Below are 22,199 nucleotides of genomic sequence, written 5' to 3' on the forward strand. Positions count from 1 at the left end.
GGGTTCACGCACCTGTCGAAGTCCATTACCCTGGACCTGGTAGTACATCCAGATGCACGAATCCGATCAAGCCCAGGACCGCTCGTGACCGCCCCACCCAGCACCACCACGCCGACCCCGACCACCTCTGCCGGCGGCGACCACCCCTCCGCTCCCCGCGGCCCGTTCGGCTCTCTCGGACCGGTCGGGCTGGTGCTGGCCGGCGGCATCTCGGTGCAGTTCGGCGGCGCGCTGGCGGTCACGCTGATGCCGAGGGCGGGCGCCCTGGGCGTCGTCACCCTCCGTCTCCTCGCGGCGGCCGTCGTCCTCCTGCTGGTCTGCCGGCCCCGGCTGCGCGGCCACTCCCGCGCCGACTGGGGCACGGTGATCGTCTTCGGTGTCACCATGGCCGCGATGAACGGGCTGTTCTACGAAGCGGTCGCCCGCATCCCGCTGGGTCCGGCGGTCACCCTCGAAGTCCTGGGCCCGCTGGCCCTGTCCGTCCTGGCCTCCCGCCGCGCGATCAACGCCCTCTGGGCCGGCCTGGCCCTCGCCGGCGTCTTCCTCCTCGGAGGCGGGGGCTTCGGCAATCTGGACCCCACAGGTGTCGGCTTCGCCCTGGGTGCGGGCGCCATGTGGGCGGCATACATAGTCTTCAGCGCCCGCACGGGCCGCCGCTTCCCGCAGGCGGACGGACTGGCGCTGGCCATGGCGGTCGCGGCCCTCCTCTTCCTCCCGCTGGGCATCGCCGAGGCCGGCACCCGGCTCCTGAACCCCACCACCGTCGCCCTCGGCTCGGCGGTGGCCCTGCTCTCCTCGGTCCTGCCCTACACCCTCGAACTCCTGGCCCTGCGCCGGCTGCCGGCCCCCACCTTCGCCATCCTGATGAGCCTGGAACCGGCCATAGCGGCCACGGCCGGCTTCCTGATCCTCGGCCAGGCCCTCACCCCCACCGAGGCCGCCGCGATCACCCTGGTCATAGCGGCCACCATCGGCGCGGTACGCACCCAGACAAACCGAACAAAGCCCCGCCTGCGAACACCGGAGGCCTGACGGCACCCGGCGAGCCGTCGCCTCAGCCGGCGCCGCCTAGGCGTCCGTACACGTGCCGTCCCGCCCGGAGTCCCGCCCCCGCGCACCTCGCCCTGCACATCCCGTCCCTGTCCCGCACACTCCTGAGTGGGGCCTGAAGGGGCGTAGCCGGACGGGAAGGCGGATCTTGTGGACGACGCTCGTGACACCACCCTCAGCCCGTTGCGGGTCACCGCTCGTGGGCGGGCCGTTCTCGCCGATCCGCGGATCAATCGCGGTACCGCCTTCACCGAGGAGGAGCGCCGCGCCCTCGACCTCCTCGGGCTGATCCCACCCCGCGTGCTCACCCAGGACGAGCAGGCCGAACGCGCCTACGGCCAGTTCCGGGACCAGTCGAGCGACCTGGCCAAGAGCGTCTATCTGACCGCGCTGCACGACCGTAACGAGGTGCTGTTCTACCGGCTCGTCGGCGACCACCTCGAAGAGATGCTGCCCATCGTCTACACCCCCACCGTGGGCACGGCGATCCGCCGCTACAGCACGGAGTTCCGCCGCCCGCGCGGCGTCTACCTGTCCGTGGACGCCCCCGGCGACATCGAACGCTCCCTGCGCGCCCACGGCCTCGGCGCCGACGACGTCGACCTGATCGTGGCGACCGACGGCGAGGGCATCCTCGGCATCGGCGACTGGGGCGTCGGCGGCATCGACATCGCCGTCGGCAAGCTCGCCGTCTACACGGCCGCCGCCGGCATCGACCCGCGCCGCACCCTTCCGGTCATGCTCGACGTCGGCACCAACCGCAAGGAACTCCTCGACAACCCCCTCTACCTCGGCAACCGCCACCCCCGCGCCGACCGCGACACCTACGACGCCTTCATCGACGCCTACGTCACCACCGCCACCCGGCTCTTCCCGCACGCCCTGCTGCACTGGGAGGACTTCGGCACCGCCAACGCCCGCCGCGTCCTCGACCGCTACCGCGACCAGGTCTGCACCTTCAACGACGACATCCAGGGCACCGGCGCCGTCAACCTCGCCGCCGTCCTGTCCGGCGTCCGCGCCACCGGCCTGCCCCTGCCCGAGCACCGGATCGTCGTCTTCGGCGCCGGCACCGCCGGCATGGGCGTCGCCGACCAGCTGCGCGACGCCCTGATCGCCGAGGGCCTGTCCGCCGAGCAGGCCACCGCCCGCTTCTGGTGCGTGGACCGCTACGGCCTGCTCACCACCGACCAGGGCGACCAGCTCCGGGACGTCCAGAAGCCGTACGCCCGCCCCGCCGACGAGGTCGACGGCTGGCGCCGGGACGAGAACCTGCCCGGCATCCCGCTGGACGAGGTGGTCCGCCGGGCCCGCCCGACCATCCTGATCGGCACCTCCGGCCAGGGCGGCTCCTTCACGGAGGACATCGTCCGCGAGATGGCCCGGCACACCGAGCGCCCGATCATCCTGCCCATGTCCAACCCGACCGACCTCGCCGAGGCCACCCCCGCCGACCTGCTCGAATGGACCGACGGCAAGGCTCTGGTGGCCACCGGCAGCCCCTTCGCCCCGGTCGAGCGGGACGGTACGACGTACGAGATCGGCCAGGCCAACAACGCGCTGGTCTTCCCCGGTCTCGGCCTCGGCGTGATCGTCGCCCGCGCCTCCCGCATCACCGACCGCATGCTCCGCGCGGCGGCCGACGCGGTGGCCCGCCGCACCGGCGACACGGAGGTCGCCCGCGCCGACGCGCCGGTCCTCCCGCCGATCCGCGACCTGCGCGCCACCTCGGAGGCGGTCGCCGTGGCCGTGGCCCGAGCGGCCGTGGACGAGGGTGTCGCGCGGGCCGGCCTGGACGACGTCGAGGCGGCGGTACGGGCGGCCCGGTGGGAGCCGGTGTATCCGCCGGTGGAAGCGGTGTGACCCCCGGTCCGGGCGCAGTGAGCCGATCCGCCCGGATCGCCCTCGCCTGAGCACCGGCACTTCGCAGTCCGCCAATTCATGCAAGCACGCTTGATTGTTTCTTCCCCCGCTGCCATGCTCCCCCCATGGCCGACCCGACGCCCGTCATCGACGACCTGCGTGCCGAGAGCGAGGAACTCGACCTGCTCGTGGCCGAGTTGACCCCGGCGCAGTGGGCACTGCCCACGCCCGCGCCCGGCTGGACCGTCGCCCACCAGATCGCGCACCTCGCCTGGACCGACCGCTCGGCCCTGCTGGCCGTCACCGATGCCGACGCCTTCCAGGCGCTGGTCGAGAAGGCGCTCGCCGCACCCGACTCGTTCGTGGACGAGGGAGCGGAGGAGGGTGCCGTACTCCCGCCCGCCGACCTGCTGGCGGCCTGGCGCGGCGGGCGCGGCGCCCTCGACCGGGCCCTGCGCGACGCACCGGCGGGCGCCCGTTTCCCTTGGTACGGCCCGCCCATGTCCGCCGCCTCTATGGCCACGGCCCGACTTATGGAGACCTGGGCCCATGGGCTGGACATCGCCGACGCCCTGGGTGTGGTGCGCCCACCCACCGACCGGCTCCGCCATGTGGCCCGACTGGGGGTGCGGACGCGTGACTTCGCCTTCGGGGTGCACGGACTGACGTTGCCGGCCGAGGAGTTCCGGGTGGAACTGACCGCGCCCTCCGGTCAGGTGTGGGCGTTCGGCGCCGAGCGCGCCGCCCAGCGCGTCACCGGCCCCGCCCTCGACTTCTGCCTCCTGGTCACCCAGCGCGCCCACCGCGGCGACCTCGCGCTGACGGCCGTCGGCCCGGACGCCGACCGCTGGCTCGACATCGCCCAGGCCTTCGCGGGCCCGCCCGGCACCGGCCGCCCGCCGCAGGAGAGCGGCCGGTGACCCCGCTGCGCGTCGGCAACTTCTCCGGCTTCTACGGCGACCGCGCGGACGCCCTGCGCGAGATGCTCACCGGCGGCGAGGTCGACGTCCTCACCGGTGACTACCTCGCCGAACTCACCATGCTCATCCTCGGCCGCGACCGGCTGAAGGACCCGGCCGCCGGGTACGCCCGCACCTTCCCGCGTCGGCTGGAGGAGTGCCTGGGGCTCGCCCACGAGCGTGGCGTGCGGATCGTCACCAACGCCGGCGGCCTCAACCCGGCCGGACTCGCCGACGAGATACGGCAGTTGGCGGACCGGCTCGGCATCCCGGCGCGGGTCGCGCATGTCGAGGGCGACGATCTGACCGCCGCCCACCCGGGCACCCTCGCCGCCCACGCCTATCTCGGCGGCTTCGGCATCGCCGCGTGCCTGCGGGCCGGCGCCGACGTGGTGATCACCGGCCGGGTGACCGACGCGGCGCTCGTCACCGGCCCCGCCGCCGCCCACTTCGGGTGGGGGCCGGGCGACCACGACCGCCTCGCCGGTGCCGTCGTCGCCGGGCATGTGCTGGAGTGCGGGACCCAGGCGACCGGCGGGAACTACGCGTTCTTCGGCGAGGGGGACGTACGGCGTCCCGGCTTCCCGCTCGCCGAGATCCACGCCGACGGCAGCAGCGTGATCACCAAACATCCCGGCACCGGCGGCTTCGTGGACGTGGGCACGGTCACCGCGCAGCTGCTGTACGAGACCGGCGGCGCCCGGTACGCCGGACCCGACGTCACCGCCCGGCTGGACACCGTACGGCTGAGCCAGGACGGCCCGGACCGGGTGCGGATCGAGCAGGTGCGCGGGGAGGCGCCACCACCCACGCTCAAGGTCGGGCTCAACCGGCTCGGCGGCTTCCGCAACGAGGTCGTCTTCGTCCTCACCGGACTCGACATCGAGGCCAAGGCGGCCCTGGTGCGGGAGCAGCTCACCGACGCGCTCGCCAAGTCGCCGCCGCAGGAGGTCCGCTGGGATCTCGTGCGGACCGACCGGGCCGACGCGGACACCGAGGAGACGGCCAGCGCGCTGCTGCGGCTCGTCGTACGGGACCCGGACCAGCGGGTCGTGGGGCGGGCGCTCAGCGGGGCCGCCGTGGAGCTGGCCCTCGCCAGCTACCCGGGCTTCCATGTGCTGTCCCCACCCGGAAAGGGCGCCCCTTATGGGGTCTTCGAGGATGTGTACGTGCCCCATGTGGCCGTACACCATGTGGCCGTCCTCCACGACGGACGCCGTGTCCCCGTGCCGCCGCCCCAGGACACGCGGCCCCTGGACGCCGTACCGCCCCCGCCCCTCCCGGAACCCCTTCCGTCCGGCCCGACCCGCCGGGTGCCCCTCGGGCTGGTCGCCGGGGCGCGCAGTGGGGACAAGGGCGGGAACGCCAACGTGGGGGTGTGGGCGCGGTCGGACGAGGCCTGGCGGTGGCTCGCGCACGCGTTGACCACCGACCTCTTCCGGCAGCTGCTGCCCGAGTGCCGCGACCTGCCCGTCACCCGGCACGTGTTCCCGAACCTGCGCGCCCTCAACTTCGTCGTCGAAGGCATCCTCGGTGCCGGCGTCGCCGCGCAGGCCCGGTTCGACCCGCAGGCCAAGGCCCTCGGCGAATGGCTGCGCTCCCGCCGTCTGGACATCCCGGAGACCCTGCTGTGACGGTTCTTCAGACCGCTCTCGACCCCACCGGCCCCGACTACCAGGCCCACCGCGAGGTCATGCTCGCCAAGCTCGCCGAGCTGGAGGCCGAGCATGCCAAGGCGCTCGCGGGCGGCGGCGAGAAGTACGTCCAGCGGCATCGCAAGCGCGGCAAGCTGCTCGCCCGCGAGCGCGTCGAGCTGCTGCTGGACCCCGACACCCCGTTCCTGGAGCTGTCCCCGCTGGCCGCCTGGGGCAGCGACCACCCCGTCGGCGCCTCCCTCGTCACCGGCATCGGCGTGGTCGAGGGCGTGGAGTGCCTGATCACCGCCAACGACCCGACCGTACGCGGCGGAGCCAGCAACCCCTGGAGCCTGAAGAAGGCCCTCCGCGCGAACGACATCGCCCTCGCCAACCGGCTGCCCTGCATCAGCCTGGTGGAGTCGGGAGGTGCCGATCTGCCGTCCCAGAAGGAGATCTTCATCCCCGGCGGCGCCATCTTCCGCGACCTGACCCGGCTGTCCGCCGCCGGCATCCCGACCATCGCCGTCGTCTTCGGCAACTCCACCGCCGGCGGCGCCTACATCCCCGGCATGTCCGACCACGTGATCATGGTCAAGGAGCGGGCGAAGGTGTTCCTCGGCGGGCCGCCGCTGGTGAAGATGGCGACCGGTGAGGAGAGCGACGACGAGTCGCTGGGCGGCGCCGAGATGCACGCGCGCGTGTCCGGCCTCGCCGACCACTTCGCTCTGGACGAGCAGGACGCGCTGCGGCAGGCCCGCCGGGTCGTCGCCCGCCTCAACCACCGCAAGGCGTACCCGGACCCGGGTCCGGCCGAGCCGCCCGCGTACGACCCGGAGGAACTGCTCGGCATCGTCCCCGGCGACCTGAAGATCCCGTTCGACCCGCGCGAGGTCATCGCCCGGATCGTGGACGGCTCCGACTTCGACGAGTTCAAGCCGCTGTACGGCACCAGCCTGGTCACCGGCTGGGCGGCCCTGCACGGCTACCCCGTCGGCATCCTGGCCAACGCCCAGGGCGTCCTCTTCAGCGCCGAGTCGCAGAAGGCCGCCCAGTTCATCCAGCTCGCCAACCAGCGCGACATCCCGCTGCTCTTCCTGCACAACACCACCGGGTACATGGTCGGCAAGGAGTACGAGCAGGGCGGGATCATCAAGCACGGCGCGATGATGATCAACGCGGTCAGCAACAGCAGGGTCCCGCACCTGTCGGTCCTCATGGGCGCGTCGTACGGCGCCGGGCACTACGGCATGTGCGGCCGGGCCTACGACCCGCGCTTCCTGTTCGCCTGGCCCAGCGCCAAGTCCGCCGTCATGGGCCCGCAGCAGCTCGCCGGCGTGCTGTCGATCGTCGCCCGGCAGTCGGCTGCGGCCAAGGGACAGCCGTACGACGAGGACGCGGACGCGGCCCTGCGCGCCATGGTGGAGCAGCAGATCGAGTCCGAGTCGCTGCCCATGTTCCTGTCCGGGCGGCTGTACGACGACGGCGTCATCGACCCGCGCGACACCCGCACCGTCCTCGGCCTGTGCCTCTCCGCCCTGCACACCGCGCCCTACGAGGGCGCGCGCGGCGGCTTCGGCGTCTTCCGGATGTGAGGGATTCCGTGATCACCAGTGTGCTCGTCGCCAACCGGGGCGAGATCGCCTGCCGTGTCATCCGCACCTGCCGTGCGTCGGGAATCCGGACGGTCGCGGTGCACTCCGACGCCGACGAGAACGCGCTCCACGCGCGCGTGGCCGACACGGCGGTACGACTGCCGGGCGCGGCGCCCGCCGAGACGTACCTGCGCGGCGACCTGATCGTGAAGGCGGCCCTGGCGTCCGGCGCCGACGCCGTGCACCCCGGCTACGGCTTCCTCTCCGAGAACCCCGACTTCGCCCGCGCCGTGATCGACGCCGGCCTGGTCTGGATCGGCCCGCCCCCGGAGGCCGTCGAGGCCATGGCGTCCAAGACCCGAGCCAAGCGGCTCATGGGCGTCACCCCGCTCGACCCGGCCGCCGTCAGCGACGCCGACCTGCCCGTCCTGGTGAAGGCGGCGGCCGGTGGCGGAGGGCGCGGGATGCGGATCGTGCGCCGCCTGGACGAGCTGCGGGCCGCACTGGAGGGCGCGCGCGCCGAGGCCGCGAGCGCCTTCGGCGACGGCGAGGTCTTCGTGGAGCCGTACCTCGAACACGGCCGCCATGTGGAGGTGCAGATCCTCGCCGACACCCACGGCACCGTCTGGCCGCTCGGCACCCGCGACTGCTCCCTCCAGCGCCGCCACCAGAAGGTCATCGAGGAGGCCCCGGCGCCCGGACTCACCACGGCGCTCGCGGAGGAGCTGCGCACGCTGGCCGTACGCGCCGCCCGCGCCGTCTCGTACGTCGGCGCGGGGACCGTCGAGTTCCTGGTCGCCGACGGCCGCGCCCACTTCTTGGAGATGAACACCCGTCTCCAGGTCGAACACCCCGTCACCGAGGCGGTCTTCGGTCTCGACCTGGTCGCGGAACAGATCCGGATCGCCGAGGGCCACGCCCTCGACAACGACCCTCCACGCGCGCGTGGCCACGCCGTCGAGGCCCGCCTCTACGCCGAGGACCCCGCCCGCGACTGGGCCCCCCGGACCGGCACCCTGCACCGCCTCGCCGTACCCGAAGGCGTCCGCCTGGACACCGGCTACACCGACGGCGACACCATCGGCGTCCACTACGACCCGATGCTCGCCAAGGTCGTCGCCCACGCCCCCACGCGCGCGGAGGCGATCCGCAGGCTCGCGGGCGCGCTGGAGTCCGCCGCGATCCACGGCCCGGTCACCAACCGCGACCTGCTCGTACGCTCCCTGCGCCACCCGGAGTTCACGGCCGCCCGCATGGACACCGGCTTCTACGACCGCCACCTCGACGCGCTGACCGAGCCCGCCCCCGACCCCTACGCCCCCTTGGCCGCAGCACTCGCCGACGCCCACGGCCGCTCCCGCTTCGGCGGCTGGCGCAACGTTCCGTCCCAGCCACAGGTGAAGCGGTACGCGAGGGACGGCGAGGAGCACGAGGTCCGCTACCGGCACACGAGGGAGGGCCTCGTCGCCGACGGGGTCCGGGTCGTCCACGCGGACGCGGGTCTGGTGGTGCTCGAAGTGGACGGCGTACGGCGGAAGTTCCAGGTGGCGCGGTACGGCGACCAGGTCCACGTCAACACCACCCGCCTCACCGCCCTGCCCCGCTTCCCCGACCCGACGGCCCAGCTCGCACCGGGGTCCCTGGTGGCCCCGATGCCGGGCACGGTGGTCAAGATCGCCGAGGGTCTGACGGAAGGGGCAACGGTTCGGGCGGGTCAGGGCCTCATCTGGCTGGAGGCGATGAAGATGCAGCACCAGATCTCGGCCCCGGCGGAGGGAACGCTCAGCGCGCTTCATGCCGAGCCCGGGCAGCAGGTGGAGCCCGGCATGGTGCTGGCGGTAGTGCAGCCGACCTGAGGGGCGAGGGGAACTGCGCGACCAACCACCCAACAACCCGCACACGGAGGAATCGCATGACCACCCTCATCGAGTCCGAAGAACACAAGGCCCTACGGTCGGCGGTGGCCGCCCTCGGCAAGCGCTACGGCCGCGACTACCTCACCCGCACCGTCGCCGAGGGCAAGGCCCCCACCGAACTCTGGAGCGAGGCGGGAAAGCTCGGCTACCTCGGCGTCAACCTCCCCGAGCAGTACGGAGGAGGAGGCGGCGGCATCTCCGAACTGTCCATCGTCCTCGAAGAGCTGGGCGCCGCCGGCTCCCCCCTCCTGATGCTCGTCGTCTCACCGGCGATCTGCGGCACAGTGATCGCCCGCTTCGGCACCGAGGACCAGAAAACCCGTTGGCTGCCCGCGCTGGCGGACGGCACCCGCCTCATGGCCTTCGGCATCACCGAACCCGACGCCGGCTCCAACAGCCACCGCATCACCACCACGGCCCGCAGGGACGGCGCCGACTGGCTGCTCACCGGCCGCAAGGTCTTCATCTCCGGGGTCGACATCGCCGACGCCGTCCTGATCGTCGGCCGTACCGAGGACGCCCGCACCGGACGCCTCAAGCCCTGCCTGTTCATCGTCCCGACGGACGCGGAGGGCTTCCACAAGCGCCCGATCGACATGGAACTCAACGCCGCCGAGAAGCAGTTCGAGCTGGTCCTGGACGACGTACGGCTGCCGGCCGACGCGCTCGTCGGCGACGAGGACGCCGGGCTGCTCCAGCTCTTCGCGGGGCTCAACCCCGAGCGGATCATGACCGCCGCGTTCGCCATCGGCATGGGCCGCTACGCGCTCGCCAAGGCCGTCGAGTACGCCCGCGACCGCACGGTCTGGAAGGCCCCCATCGGCGCCCACCAGGCCATCGCGCACCCCCTGGCGCAGGCGCACATCGACCTGGAACTGGCCCGGCTGATGATGCAGAAGGCGGCCCGTCTCTACGACGCGGGCGACGACATCGGCGCGGGCGAGGCCGCGAACATGGCCAAGTACGCGGCGGGCGAGGCCTGCGTGAAGGCCGTGGACCAGGCCGTGCACACCCTCGGCGGCAACGGGCTCACGCGCGAGTTCGGGCTCGCCTCGTTGATAACGGCGGCGCGCGTGTCTCGTATTGCTCCGGTGAGCCGGGAGATGATTCTCAACTACGTCTCCCACCAGACCCTGGGCCTGCCCAAGTCGTACTAGGCGCCCTGTGCGAGGAGGAACCGTGTTCCGCAGCGAGTACGCAGACGTTCCGCCCGTGGAACTCCCCATCCACGAGGCCGTCCTGGGCCGGGCCGCCGCCTTCGGCGACCAGCCGGCCCTCATCGACGGCACGGACGGCACCACCCTCACGTACGAGCAGGTGGACCGGTTCCACCGGCGCCTGGCCGCCGCCCTCGCCGACGTGGGCGTCCGCAAGGGCGACGTCCTGGCCCTGCACAGCCCCAACACGATCGCGTTCCCGACCGCCTTCTACGCGGCCACGCGCGCGGGTGCCGCCGTCACCACCGCGCACCCGCTGGCCACCGCCGAGGAGTTCGCGGGGCAGCTCGTCGACAGCGCGGCCCGCTGGATCGTCACCGTCTCCCCGCTGCTGGAGACCGCCCGCCGGGCCGCCGAACTCGCGGGCGGCATACGGGAGATCCTCGTGTGCGACAGCGCGCCCGGGCACCGCTCGCTGATCGACCTGCTCGCCACCGCCGCCCCCGAACCGCAGATGGACATCGACCCGGCCGAGGACATCGCCGCGCTGCCGTACTCCTCCGGCACCACCGGCACCCCCAAGGGCGTCATGCTGACCCACCGGCAGATCGCCACCAACCTCACCCAGCTGGAGCCCGCCGTCCCCGCCGGCCCTGGCGACCGCATCCTCGCCGTCCTGCCGTTCTTCCACATCTACGGCCTCACCGCCCTGATGAACGCGCCCCTGCGCAAGGGCGCCACGGTCGTCGTCCTGCCGCGCTTCGAGCTGGAGACGTTCCTCGCCGCGATCGAGAAGCACCGCATCACCGGCCTGTACGTGGCCCCGCCGATCGTCCTCGCCCTCGCCAAGCACCCGGCGGTCAGCCGCTACGACCTGTCCTCGCTGAAGTACGTGATCAGCGCCGCCGCCCCGCTGGACGCCCGGCTCGCCGTCGCCTGCGCCGAACGCCTGGGCCTGCCCCCGATCGGCCAGGCGTACGGCATGACGGAACTGTCCCCCGGCACCCATGTCGTCCCCCTGGACCGGCTGCGCGAGGCCCCCGCCGGCACGGTCGGCAGGCTCATCGCCGGCACCGAGATGCGGATCGTCTCCCTCGACGACCCCGGCAAGGACCTGGGCACCGGCGAGTCCGGCGAGATCCTGATCCGGGGCCCCCAGGTCATGAAGGGCTACCTCGGCCGGCCCGACGCCACCGCCGCGATGATCGACGCCGACGGCTGGCTGCACACCGGGGACGTCGGATACGTCGACGCCGGCGGCTGGCTGTTCGTGGTCGACCGGGTGAAGGAACTGATCAAGTACAAGGGCTTCCAGGTGGCCCCCGCCGAACTGGAGGCGCTCCTTCTCACCCACCCGGACATCGCCGACGCGGCCGTCATCGGCGCGTACGACGAGGACGGCAACGAGATCCCGCACGCCTTCGTCGTCCGCCACCCCAGCGCGGACGGCCTGACCGAGAACGACGTCCTGCTGTACGTCGCCGAACGCGTCGCGCCGTACAAACGCGTCCGCCGGATCACCTTCATCGACACCGTCCCCCGCGCCGCCTCCGGCAAGATCCTGCGCCGACAGCTCAGGGAGCACACGTGACGGACCCGACCGCACTGATCGGCCGCACACGCGCGCGCGGCGTCCACACCCTCAGCCTGGACTCCACCGGCACCCGCAACGCCCTGTCCGCCGCACTCGTCACGGAACTCGCCGAGGCCCTGACCGACTGCGGCAGGGACCCGGACGTACGGGCCGTGGTCCTCACCCACACCGGTACGACGTTCTGCGCCGGCGCCGACCTGCGCGACCCGCCCGACCCCGACGCCCTGGTGGCCCTGCTCCGGCAGATAGTGGAGCTTCCCCAACCCGTCGTCGCCCGTGTCACCGGGCATGTCCGGGCCGGCGGTCTCGGCCTGCTCGCCGCCTGCGACATCGCCGCCGCCTCCACCGACGCCACCTTCGCCTTCACCGAGGTGCGCATCGGCGTGGCCCCCGCCGTGATCTCCCTGCCGGTGATCCCGCGCGCCGACCCCCGCGCCCTGGCCCGCCACTACCTCACCGGCGAACGCTTCGATGCGGCCGAGGCCGTGCGCCTGGGCCTGCTGACGGTGACGGCGGACGACGTCGACGACGCCCTGGCCCCCGTCCTGGACGGCCTGCGCCGCTCCTCCCCACAGGCCCTGGCCGAGACGAAACGGCTGCTCACGGCTAGGGTGCTGGAGACATTCGACCGGGACGCGGCCGAGCTGACCGCGCTCTCGGCCCGGCTGTTCGCTTCCCCCCAGGCCCGGGAGGGGATGACGGCCTTCCTGGAAAGACGTGATGCGGCATGGGTGGTGTGAGTACGACGGAACGGGAGCGCGTCCCCAAGCAGGACCGCAGCCGGGCCACCCGGCAGCGGCTCCTGGAAGCCGCCGTGGCCTGCCTCGCCGAGCGCGGCTGGGCGGGCTCCACGGTCGCCGTCGTGGCCGAACGGGCCGGCGTATCGCGGGGCGCGGCCCAGCACCACTTCCCGACCCGGGAAGACCTCTTCACCGCCGCCGTCGAGTACGTCTCCGAGGAACGCTCCCTCGCCCTGCGGGCCCTGTTCCCGGACGGAGCCGCCGACCGCCGGGCCGTCGTGTCGGCCCTGGTCGACCTCTACACCGGCCCCCTGTTCCGCGCCGCCCTGCACCTGTGGGTCGCAGCCTGCGACGAGGAACAGCTGCGCCCGCGCGTGACCGAGCTGGAGGCGCGCGTCGGCCGCGAGACCCACCGCATCGCCGTCGACCTCCTGCGCGCCGACGAGTCCCGCCCCGGCGTCCGCGAAACCGTCCAGGGCCTCCTGGACATGGCCCGGGGCCTGGGCCTCGCCAACCTCCTCACCGACGACACCGCCCGCCGCGAACGGGTCGTCGCCCAGTGGGCGACGCTGCTGGAGGAAACGCTGGGCTGAACAGGCGCTGGGCCGAGGTCGTGCCGGGCTGAAGGAGCCACGGTGGGGGCGCGTTACCCTTGGCCCATGCTTCCGATGCTCGTTCGCCGCCGCCACGTGGACTACGTGCGCGTCACGAGCATGGGCTGTCGGCGCCTCTCCGCCTGACCAGCCCCCACTCTTCTCTCTTTCTCCTCTTTCCGGCACCCGGGGGCCGCCACCACCCCTCGGCGGTCACCCGTGCCCCGTACACCCCGCGGACGCATCATGACCACGCACACAGTGCCGTCGTACGACCAGCTCCCGATCATCGACCTGTCGGCCGCCGACCGCGACCCGCAGGCCCGCGCCCTGCTCCACGCCCAGCTGCACAGCGCCGCCCACGACGTCGGCTTCTTCCAGCTCGTCGGCCACGGCGTGACCCGGGCCGAGACCGACGCGCTGCTCGCCGCCATGCGCGCCTTCTTCGCCCTCCCCGAGGCCGACCGGCTCGCCCTGGACAACGTCGGCTCCCCGCACTTCCGGGGCTACACCCGCACCGGCGACGAGCGCACCGGCGGCGCCCGCGACTGGCGCGACCAGCTCGACATCGGCGCCGAACGCCCGGCCCGTGTCCCCGGCCCCGGCGAGCCGCCGTACTGGTGGCTCCAGGGCCCCAACCAGTGGCCGGCCGCCCTGCCCGAACTCCGCACGGCCGCCCTCGCCTGGATCGACAAGCTGAGCGGGGTCGCCCACCGGCTCCTGCGTGAACTCCTGACCGCCATCGGCGCCCCGGCCGACTTCTACGACCCCGTGTTCGGCGACCGCGCCCACCCGCACCTCAAGCTCGTCCGCTACCCCGGCAGCGCGGACGACGGCACCGGCCAGGGCGTCGGCGCCCACAAGGACTACGGCTTCCTGACCCTGCTCCTCCAGGACACGGTCGGCGGCCTCCAGGTCCAGCGCGAGGACGGCCGCTTCCACGACGTCCCGCCCATCGAGGGCGCGTTCGTCGTCAACCTCGGCGAACTGCTGGAGGTCGCCACCAACGGCTACCTCCTCGCCACCAACCACCGGGTCGTCAGCCCGCCCGGCGCCACCGAGCGCTTCTCGGTCCCGTTCTTCTACAACCCCCGTCTGGACGCGAGGGTCGAGCCGCTCCCGTTCCCGCACGCGTCGAAGGCCCCCGGCATCACGACGGACCCGACGAACCCGCTGTACGCCGAGTACGGCTACAACGAACTCAAGGGCAAGCTGAGGGCCCACCCGCTGGTGGCGGAGAGGCATCACAGAGACCTGCTGGCAGCGGCGTGAGAAAACCGGCCTGCGGTCGCCCACGCGCCCCGACCACCCCTCTCAGTGGGCGATCTCCCCGTACCCCTCGATGTCCTCCGGCCGACGCGGCCCCGGCCCCACATACCGAGCGGAAGGCCGCACCAGCCGCCCCGTCCGCTTCTGCTCCAGAATGTGCGCCGACCACCCGGCCGTACGGGCGCACGTGAACATCGACGTGAACATGTGCGCCGGCACCTCGGCGAAGTCCAGCATGATCGCGGCCCAGAACTCCACGTTGGTGGCGAGCACCCGGTCCGGCCGGCGATTGTGCAGCTCCTCCAGCGCGGCCTTCTCCAGCGCCTCGGCGACCTCGAACCGCGGCGCCCCCAGCTCCCGGGCCGTACGCCGCAGCACCCGCGCCCGGGGGTCCTCGGCCCGGTACACCCGGTGCCCGAAGCCCATCAGCCGCTCGCCCCGGTCCAGCGCCTGCTTGACGTACGCCTCCGCGTCCCCCGTGCGCTCGATCTCCTCGATCATCCCGAGCACGCGCGAGGGCGCACCGCCGTGCAGCGGCCCGGACATCGCACCCACCGCGCCGGACAGCGCGGCGGCGACGTCCGCGCCGGTGGAGGCGATGACCCGGGCGGTGAAGGTGGAGGCGTTCATGCCGTGCTCGGCGGCGGAGGTCCAGTAGGCGTCCACGGCCGCCACATGCCTGGGGTCCGGCTCGCCCCGCCACCGGATCATGAAACGCTCCACGACCGAGTTCGCCTTGTCGATCTCGCGCTGCGGCACCATCGGCAGCCCCTGCCCGCGCGCGGACTGGGCGACGTACGACAGGGCCATGACGGCGGCCCGCGCCAGGTCCTCCCGGGCCTGCCGCTCGTCGATGTCGAGCAGGGGACGCAGTCCCCACACGGGGGCGAGCATGGCGAGCGCCGACTGGACGTCCACGCGGATGTCACCGGAGTGGACGGGGATCGGGAACGGCTCGGCGGGCGGCAGGCCGGGGTTGAAGGCGCCGTCGACCAGCAGGCCCCACACGTTCCCGAAGGAGACGTGACCGACCAGATCCTCGATGTCGACGCCCCGGTAGCGCAGGGCGCCGCCCTCCTTGTCCGGTTCGGCGATCTCCGTCTCGAACGCGACGACTCCTTCGAGCCCGGGTACGAAATCGGACATCAGGCGGCTCCTCGTGATGTGTTGGGCGGCGGTCACCCCGGTGATGCCCCGATCTGCCGGTGGTCACCCGTGGTCAACCCAACCGCAAAGGGAGCAGCACGATAACCCCCGGTGCCATGGTTGGGGAGACCACACGACACTGAGTGCCATACCCGTTCGATACGGCAGGATGGCCGCGTGACCGACCGTGACCCGCTCCTGGATCCCGCCGCCATGCGCAAGCAGTACCGGGCCGACGGCCTCGCCGAAGAGAATCTCGCCACCCATCCGATGGACCAGTTCACCCGGTGGTTCGAGGACGCCGCCCGCGCGGCCCTGCACGGCACGCTCTACGAGCCCAACGCGATGGTCGTCTCCACGGCGGACGCCGAGGGCCGCCCCAGCTCACGCACGGTGCTGATGAAGCAGTACGACACCGACGGCTTCGTCTTCTTCACGAACTACGACTCCCGCAAGGGCCGCGACCTGGCGGAGAACCCGCACATCTCGCTGCTCTTCCCCTGGCACCCGCTGGCCCGCCAGGTCATCGTCACCGGTACCGCCCGGCGCACCGGCCGCGACGAGACCGCCGCGTACTTCCGCACCCGCCCGCACGGCTCCCAGCTGGGCGCCTGGGCCAGCGCCCAGTCCACGGTGATCGCCTCCCGCACGGAGCTGGACACGGCCTACGCCGAACTCGAAGCCCGCTACCCGGAGGACGAACAGGTCCCGGTCCCGCCGCACTGGGGCGGCTTCCGTGTCACCCCGGCGACGATCGAGTTCTGGCAGGGCCGGGAGAACCGCCTGCACGACCGCCTGCGCTACACCGCCCGGCCGGACGGCACCTGGAAGGTCGAACGCCTCAGCCCCTGAACGCCTCAGCCCCTGACCGGGGACCCCGCGACACGCGGGCGAGAACGCAGACGACCCGCGGGCTGGGTTCCTCCAGGAGGAGCCGGCCGGACGTACCGGCAGCCCGCGGGTCGGGTGACTGCTTGGGATTGGGCCGGCTGCACGCATCTGTCGCGTGCTGGTCCGGCACCGCACATGGTGTGGTGACGGGCCGCTAGCCCGCAGCCACCTCACGCGTCCGGTTCTCATACATCTGCCGAACCACCTCCCTTCTCGTGTACCCGACACCCTAAGAAGCCGCCGCGGCGGGCTCAACTGTTTTTTTCACCTGCCTGTTCTCACCCGCCCCCCGACGACCGGCGCGGTGACTGGTATAGGTGCTCGCGTGACGGATCTTCGGATAGCGGGTGTCGACGGCGACGGGATGCTCGAACAGTGGCGGCACGTCCACAACGTGGTCGTGCCGCCCGCCGCGATGTCTCTGGACGAGGCACGCGAACGGCAGGACCGGTACCGGCTGGCGAACGCGTATCTCGGCGAGGTGCTCGTCGGGTGTTCGACCGTGCGTCCGCCGGCGGGGGAGCGGAGGGTGGCGACCGTCATCGCGCGCGTGCTGCCCGGGTTCCGGCGGCGCGGGTTCGGTACGGCGATCCACGAGGACGCGCTTGCCCACGCGCGCGTGCTGGGTGCCGAAGCCGTGGAGACGTGCGTGCTGGCCGTGAACGAGGACGGGCTGCGTTTCGCCGCGCGGCGCGGGTACGCGGAGATCGACCGGTATGTGCTGGACGGGGAGCGCGACGAGTGGGTGGACCTGCGGCTCTCCCCGGGCGGTCCGGGGCATTGATCCCCGCAATCTTGCGGGAACAGGGTGTGGGGTGTGTCACGTTCCAGTTGAATGATGGGCAGTGAGCGAACCGAGCGCCGTGCGTGCGCGGACGCAGTCTCCAGGGGGTCCAGGTGAGTGCTTCGCGACGGAGTGGGACCACTGATGAACTGGGGCCGGACGAGCCCGGTGAGCCCGGCGGCTCCGACCTGCTCGCGGCGCTGCTGGACGGCATGGACGCGGCGCTGTGCGCCTTCGACGCCGACGGGGTCGTGACCCACTGGAACCGGGAGGCCGAGCGGATCCTCGGCTGGACGGCCGCCGAGGCCGTCGGGCGGCACGGGTTCGCCGGCTGGGCGGTGCGCAGCGCCGACGCCGAGGAGGTGCACGCCCGGCTGATGTCGTCGATGCACGCGCCGGGCCGGCAGGTGCACGAGTTCGCGCTGGTGACGAAGGACGGCGGGCGGGTGCTCGTACGGACGCAGTCGGCCGCCGTGCGCGGGCCCGACGGGAAGCCCGCCGGGGTGTACTGCGCGTTCAGCGAGGTGCACGCGCAGATCGACCTGGAGCGGTCGATCGCGCTGAGCGAGGCGCTGTTCGAGGACGCGGCCTGGGGAGTCGTCCTGGTCGACGCCGATCTGCGGCCCGCCGTGGTGAACGCGCACGCGGCGCGGGCGCTGGGAGTGGGGCGTACGTCCGTACTGGGGCGTCCGCTGGGCGAGCTGCTCGCGCGGGGCGTGGAGGAACTGGAGGCCGCGCTGACCCACGTCCTGGCCGAGGGTGCGCCGCCCGCGCCCGCCGAGATGTGGGTGACCGTGCGCGCCCCGGAGGGCGAGAAGCGGCGCTGCTGGCGCAGCGGGTTCCTGCGGCTGGCCTCACCGCTCGCCGAGGAGCCGGTGCCGCTCGGGGTGGGGTGGCTGTTCGAGGACGTCACCGAGGCCAAGCAGGGTGAGCAGGAGGCGGCCCTGCTGCGGTTCCGGACGAACCAGCTGCACCGGGCGGCCCGGGCGGCGGCCGAGTGCGAGGACCCGGCGGAGGCGGCCACCGTCCATCTGGACTTCGCCCTCGCCGGCTTCGCCGACCACGGCCTCGTCGACCGGGTGGCGGACCGCCCGCGCGCGGAGGGCGAGGACGGCCCGGGCCCGGTCCGGCTGGTACGGCTCGCCGCCACGCCCGCCGGGGCGCCGGGTCCCAGCCTGCTCACCGGCGCGGCCGGGCTGCCCGTGCGCTACCCGGAGGGCCACCCGGCGCTCCAGTGCGTGGAGCGGGCCGGAGCCGTGCGGGCGGACGCCGGGTCGGTCTCCGCCGAACGGGCGAGGGAGTGGGCGCTGGAACGCCAGTGGCCCGGCGACGCGGTGCACGCACTGTGCGCGGTGCTGCGCAGCCGGGGCCGGACGCTGGGCGTGGTGACCTTCCTGCGCGGCTCCGGCCGCAGCCGCTTCGAACGCTCCGACACCGCGTACGCCGAGGACGTGGCCGCACGAATCGCAACGGCACTGGACCTGGCGGCAGCGGCACGGGACCGGGCGGAGGGATAGGCGTTCTGGCGGGCGCGGGCCGTGGTCGCCGGGTGGCGTTCCTGCGGCGGCTTTCCGCGGGTGCTTTCTACGTGTGGTCGACCGTGGCTGTCTCGTGGGCGCGTTGGACGGGGTGGAGGCGGTGCGGGGGCGGGCGGCGGAGTAGGCGTTCTGGCGGGCGCGGGCCGTGGTCGCCGGGTGGCGTTCCTACGGCGGCTTTCCCCGGGTGCTTCCGTGTTGGGGTCGGCCGCAGCCGTCTCGTGGGCGCGCTCGATGGGGTGGAGGCGGTGCGGGGGCGGGCGGCGGAGCAGGCGTTCTGGCGGGCGGGGGACGGAGTCGCCGGGTGGCGTGTGGCGTTCCTGTGGCCGCCCTTCCTCGTGGGGTCGGCCGTGGCTGTCTCGTGGGCGTGGTCGACCGGTGGGCGCGGTCAGGGTGGCGGAGTGGGTCTTCTCCCGGCGTGGGGTGTTGTCAGTGCCGGTAGAAGATCCGGTCGCCGTACTCCGTCATCACCCGGCCGTTCCACTCGTGTCCGCCGTCGACGTTGCCGGAGCGCAGCAGCGGGGGTTCGATGCCGCGGTCGGCGAGGGTGGCTGCGGTGGTCGCCATGACGGCCTGCATCAGGGCGGTGGTGACGACCGTGGACGCGGGAGCGAAGGGCGCCGGGATGGTGTCGAGGGTGAGTTCCGCGTCACCGACGGCGATCTTCGAGTCGAGGACGACGTCGCAGTGGTCCTTGAGGAAGGTGCCCGAGGCGTGCCGGGACGTCGTCTGCGAGGCGTACGCCACCGAGGTGACGCCGATGACCTTCACGCCGAGGTCGCGGGCGGTGAGGGCCATCTCCACGGGCAGCGCGTTGCGGCCGGAGAGGGAGATGATCACGAGGGCGTCGCCGGCGCGGAGCGGCGAGGTCTCCAGGACGGCGCCGGCGAGGCCGTCGACGCGTTCGAGGGCGGAGCCGAGGGTGGCCGGGATGACGTCGACGCCGACGACGCCGGGGACGGCGAGCAGGTTCATCAGGGCCAGGCCGCCCGCGCGGTAGACGACGTCCTGGGCGGCCAGGGAGGAGTGCCCGGCGCCGAAGGCGAACAGGCGGCCGCCGGACGCGACCGTGTCGGCGAGCAGGGTGCCGGCCGCGGTGATCGCCCCGGCCTCCTCGTCGCGGACCCGGTGCAGCAGGCCGATGGCGGCGTCGAAGAACAGGTCGGCAGGCGTGCCGTCGCTCATGCGGTGCCCCTTCGCAGCGTCTGTGTCGCGGATCACCGTGCGGTCTGGACCAGTGCGGTGTCAATACGGCCGGGGGACGCGCCCCCAAGGGGCGCGGGGAACTGCGCGACCGGCCACCCGCACACCCGCACCCCCGAGTCGGCCCCCGTTTCGCCGGTGCCGCCCGCTTGTCAGTGGGATCCGGCAGAATTGATGCCAGGGCCAGCGCACGCGGCCGGCTGCCGGCAGAGGTAATCGAGGGGCACGTATGTCCGGACTGATCGACACCACGGAGATGTATCTCCGCACCATCCTCGAACTCGAAGAGGAAGGCGTCGTCCCCATGCGCGCCCGCATCGCGGAGCGGCTGGACCAGAGCGGCCCGACGGTGAGCCAGACGGTGGCGCGGATGGAGCGCGACGGCCTGGTCTCCGTGGCCAGCGACCGCCACCTGGAGCTGACGGACGAGGGCCGCCGCCTGGCGACGCGCGTGATGCGCAAGCACCGCCTGGCCGAGTGTCTGCTCGTCGACGTGATCGGGCTGGAGTGGGAGCAGGTGCACGCGGAGGCGTGCCGCTGGGAGCACGTGATGAGCGAGGCCGTGGAGCGCCGCGTGCTGGAACTGCTGCGGCACCCCACCGAGTCGCCGTACGGCAACCCCATCCCGGGCCTGGAGGAGCTGGGCGAGAAGGACGGGGCCGATCCGTTCCTGGACGAGAGCATGGTCTCGCTGGCCGACCTCGACCCGGGCTCGGACGGCAAGACGGTCGTCGTCCGCCGTATCGGCGAGCCGATCCAGACGGACGCGCAGCTGATGTACACGCTGCGGCGCGCGGGCGTGCAGCCCGGCTCGGTGGTGAGTGTGACGGAGTCGCCCGGTGGTGTGCTGGTGGGCAGCGGCGGCGAGGCGGCCGAGCTGGAGGCGGACATCGCCTCCCACGTGTTCGTCGCCAAGCGCTGAGACGGAGAGGGCCCCGGCGCTTGCGCGCCGGGGCCTGTCCTCCCCCGTGCTGACCCGGAGCCCCGAGCTCTCAGGGTCATCCCCTGCGGACCGGCTTTTCCCCGAGCGGTCCGCCTCCCGCCAGAAGACATCCCCTCGGCTGAGGCGATCATTCCTTGAGGGGTGTCACTCAAATGAGGGGTGTTGTCCGCGGAAACGGAATTTTCGAATAGGCATTCGATAGCCTGAAGCAGCTGGACGACGAGGACGGCGGAGCTGGGGGGTGCCAGGCCAGATGGCACGGCGTATCGATGTGACGGGAGCGGGCGGGGTGCGCCTCGCCGCCTGGGAATTCGCCGACCCTCCGAAACCGGAGGCGGAGCCGGACAGCGAAGGGGAGGCGGAGTCCGGTGCTCCGGGCGTGCTGTTACTTCACGGTCTGATGGGCCGCGCCTCCCACTGGGCGCCCACCGCCCGCTGGCTCGCCGGCCGCCACCGTGCCGTGGCGCTCGACCAGCGCGGCCACGGCCAGAGCGAGAAGCCTCCCCGCGCCGCGTACACCCGCGAGGCCTACGTCGAGGACGCCGAGGCCGCCGTGGAACAGCTGGGCCTCGGACCCGTCCTCCTCATCGGCCACGCCATGGGGGCGCTGACCGCCTGGCAGCTCGCCGCCAAGCGCCCCGATCTGGTGCGCGGCCTGATCATCTGCGACATGCGGGCCTCCGCGCTCGGCGCGGCCTCGCAGCGCGAGTGGGCCGACTGGTTCCGGTCCTGGCCCGTCCCGTTCGCCAGCCTGGCCGACGTCCGCAAGTGGTTCGGCGAGGACGACCCCTGGGTGGAGCGGCCGAGCCCGGCGCGCGGGGCGTTCTACGCGGAGGTGATGCACGAGTGCCAGGACGGCTGGCGGCCCGTCTTCGACCCCGAACAGATGCTCAGCTCCCGCGAGACATGGGTCTACGACGCCCACTGGGAGGAGCTGGCCCAGGTCCGGTGCCCGACGCTGGTGGTGCGCGGCGTGGACGGCGAGCTGGGCCGGGCGGAGGCCCAGGAGATGGTGCGGGTGCTGCCGCGCGGGGAGTACGCGGAGGTCCCGGACGCGGGGCACCTGGCCCACTACGACCTGCCGGAGGCTTGGCGGGCGGCCGTCTCACCGTTCCTTGACGGCTTGCTCGGGGATTGAGTGCCTAGGCGTCTGCCGGGTTGGTGTGTCGTCGGCGGGTGCGGGCGGGTGGTGCGTACTCGCGCAGTTCCCCGCGCCCCCGAAGGGGCGCGGGGAACTGCGCGACCAGCCCCCACGTACCCGCACCCCCAAAACCCCCCGCCCCCCCCCAACGCGTTAGTGAACCCGCTCCCACTCCCCCCCTCACCC

Annotated in this window: 18 protein-coding genes; 16 read left to right on the plus strand and 2 right to left on the minus strand. The window is 72.9% G+C overall.

Translation table 11 applies throughout. The features are described from left to right. Nucleotides 1-84: 84 nt before the first annotated feature. The 11 genes from ACZ4WH_RS39895 (at nucleotide 85) to ACZ4WH_RS39945 (ending at nucleotide 14,373) form a co-directional block, all read left to right on the plus strand. Nucleotides 85-1,032, plus strand: coding sequence for an EamA family transporter (locus tag ACZ4WH_RS39895; RefSeq protein WP_468190234.1), 948 nt, complete (start codon nucleotides 85-87; stop codon nucleotides 1,030-1,032). Between the two features lie 168 nt (nucleotides 1,033-1,200). After that, a complete protein-coding gene (locus ACZ4WH_RS39900; RefSeq protein ID WP_468190236.1) occupies nucleotides 1,201-2,913 on the plus strand; it encodes an NAD-dependent malic enzyme in 1,713 nt (570 codons plus the stop codon). Between the two features lie 125 nt (nucleotides 2,914-3,038). After that, nucleotides 3,039-3,833: a TIGR03084 family metal-binding protein gene (locus ACZ4WH_RS39905; RefSeq protein WP_468190238.1), complete on the plus strand. Its 795-nt coding sequence runs from the start codon at nucleotides 3,039-3,041 to the stop codon at nucleotides 3,831-3,833. Continuing rightward, nucleotides 3,830-5,506 (plus strand): acyclic terpene utilization AtuA family protein, encoded by a 1,677-nt coding sequence (locus ACZ4WH_RS39910; protein ID WP_468190240.1) that lies wholly within the window; start codon nucleotides 3,830-3,832, stop codon nucleotides 5,504-5,506. Before ACZ4WH_RS39905 ends, ACZ4WH_RS39910 begins: the two co-directional genes overlap by 4 nt. After that, nucleotides 5,503-7,101: an acyl-CoA carboxylase subunit beta gene (locus tag ACZ4WH_RS39915; protein WP_468190242.1), complete on the plus strand. Its 1,599-nt coding sequence runs from the start codon at nucleotides 5,503-5,505 to the stop codon at nucleotides 7,099-7,101. The genes ACZ4WH_RS39910 and ACZ4WH_RS39915 overlap by 4 nt, the downstream gene beginning before the upstream one ends. Before the next feature lie 8 nt (nucleotides 7,102-7,109). Beyond that, nucleotides 7,110-8,957, plus strand: a complete 1,848-nt coding sequence (locus tag ACZ4WH_RS39920) for an acetyl/propionyl/methylcrotonyl-CoA carboxylase subunit alpha (protein ID WP_468190244.1) — start codon at nucleotides 7,110-7,112, stop codon at nucleotides 8,955-8,957. A gap of 56 nt (nucleotides 8,958-9,013) precedes the next feature. After that, nucleotides 9,014-10,174 carry an acyl-CoA dehydrogenase family protein gene (locus tag ACZ4WH_RS39925; protein ID WP_468190246.1) on the plus strand — a complete coding sequence of 387 codons (1,161 nt, stop codon included), beginning with the start codon at nucleotides 9,014-9,016 and terminating at the stop codon, nucleotides 10,172-10,174. 22 nt (nucleotides 10,175-10,196) lie between these two features. Continuing rightward, a complete protein-coding gene (locus tag ACZ4WH_RS39930; RefSeq protein ID WP_468190248.1) occupies nucleotides 10,197-11,765 on the plus strand; it encodes a 4-coumarate--CoA ligase family protein in 1,569 nt (522 codons plus the stop codon). Beyond that, a complete protein-coding gene (locus tag ACZ4WH_RS39935) occupies nucleotides 11,762-12,508 on the plus strand; it encodes an enoyl-CoA hydratase family protein (RefSeq protein ID WP_468190250.1) in 747 nt (248 codons plus the stop codon). Before ACZ4WH_RS39930 ends, ACZ4WH_RS39935 begins: the two co-directional genes overlap by 4 nt. Continuing rightward, a complete protein-coding gene (locus ACZ4WH_RS39940) occupies nucleotides 12,496-13,101 on the plus strand; it encodes a TetR/AcrR family transcriptional regulator (protein ID WP_468190252.1) in 606 nt (201 codons plus the stop codon). Before ACZ4WH_RS39935 ends, ACZ4WH_RS39940 begins: the two co-directional genes overlap by 13 nt. A 246-nt stretch (nucleotides 13,102-13,347) precedes the next feature. Then, nucleotides 13,348-14,373, plus strand: a complete 1,026-nt coding sequence (locus ACZ4WH_RS39945; protein ID WP_468190254.1) for an isopenicillin N synthase family dioxygenase — start codon at nucleotides 13,348-13,350, stop codon at nucleotides 14,371-14,373. A 42-nt stretch (nucleotides 14,374-14,415) separates the two neighbouring features. Here ACZ4WH_RS39945 and ACZ4WH_RS39950 read toward each other — a convergent pair whose 3' ends face one another. Then, nucleotides 14,416-15,516, minus strand: coding sequence for a citrate synthase 2 (locus tag ACZ4WH_RS39950; protein WP_468190256.1), 1,101 nt, complete (start codon nucleotides 15,514-15,516; stop codon nucleotides 14,416-14,418). A gap of 177 nt (nucleotides 15,517-15,693) precedes the next feature. Between ACZ4WH_RS39950 and pdxH the strand changes: the two genes are divergently transcribed. The 3 genes from pdxH (at nucleotide 15,694) to ACZ4WH_RS39965 (ending at nucleotide 18,708) form a co-directional block, all read left to right on the plus strand. Continuing rightward, nucleotides 15,694-16,368 (plus strand): pyridoxamine 5'-phosphate oxidase, encoded by a 675-nt coding sequence (gene pdxH, locus ACZ4WH_RS39955; protein ID WP_468190258.1) that lies wholly within the window; start codon nucleotides 15,694-15,696, stop codon nucleotides 16,366-16,368. Between the two features lie 364 nt (nucleotides 16,369-16,732). Beyond that, nucleotides 16,733-17,191, plus strand: a complete 459-nt coding sequence (locus ACZ4WH_RS39960) for a GNAT family N-acetyltransferase (protein WP_468190260.1) — start codon at nucleotides 16,733-16,735, stop codon at nucleotides 17,189-17,191. Nucleotides 17,192-17,304: 113 nt separating this feature from the next. Beyond that, nucleotides 17,305-18,708 (plus strand): PAS domain-containing protein, encoded by a 1,404-nt coding sequence (locus ACZ4WH_RS39965; protein ID WP_468190262.1) that lies wholly within the window; start codon nucleotides 17,305-17,307, stop codon nucleotides 18,706-18,708. 447 nt (nucleotides 18,709-19,155) lie between these two features. Here ACZ4WH_RS39965 and ACZ4WH_RS39970 read toward each other — a convergent pair whose 3' ends face one another. Next, nucleotides 19,156-19,911: an SIS domain-containing protein gene (locus tag ACZ4WH_RS39970; protein WP_468190264.1), complete on the minus strand. Its 756-nt coding sequence runs from the start codon at nucleotides 19,909-19,911 to the stop codon at nucleotides 19,156-19,158. A gap of 247 nt (nucleotides 19,912-20,158) precedes the next feature. Here ACZ4WH_RS39970 and ACZ4WH_RS39975 point away from each other — a divergent pair, with 247 nt between their 5' ends. Together ACZ4WH_RS39975 and ACZ4WH_RS39980 are read left to right on the plus strand one after the other, a co-directional pair. Continuing rightward, nucleotides 20,159-20,851, plus strand: coding sequence for a metal-dependent transcriptional regulator (locus tag ACZ4WH_RS39975; protein WP_030341848.1), 693 nt, complete (start codon nucleotides 20,159-20,161; stop codon nucleotides 20,849-20,851). Between the two features lie 274 nt (nucleotides 20,852-21,125). Beyond that, nucleotides 21,126-22,010: an alpha/beta fold hydrolase gene (locus ACZ4WH_RS39980; RefSeq protein ID WP_468190266.1), complete on the plus strand. Its 885-nt coding sequence runs from the start codon at nucleotides 21,126-21,128 to the stop codon at nucleotides 22,008-22,010. Nucleotides 22,011-22,199 lie beyond the last annotated feature (189 nt).

Source organism: Streptomyces sp. NPDC029138, from assembly GCF_055564375.1.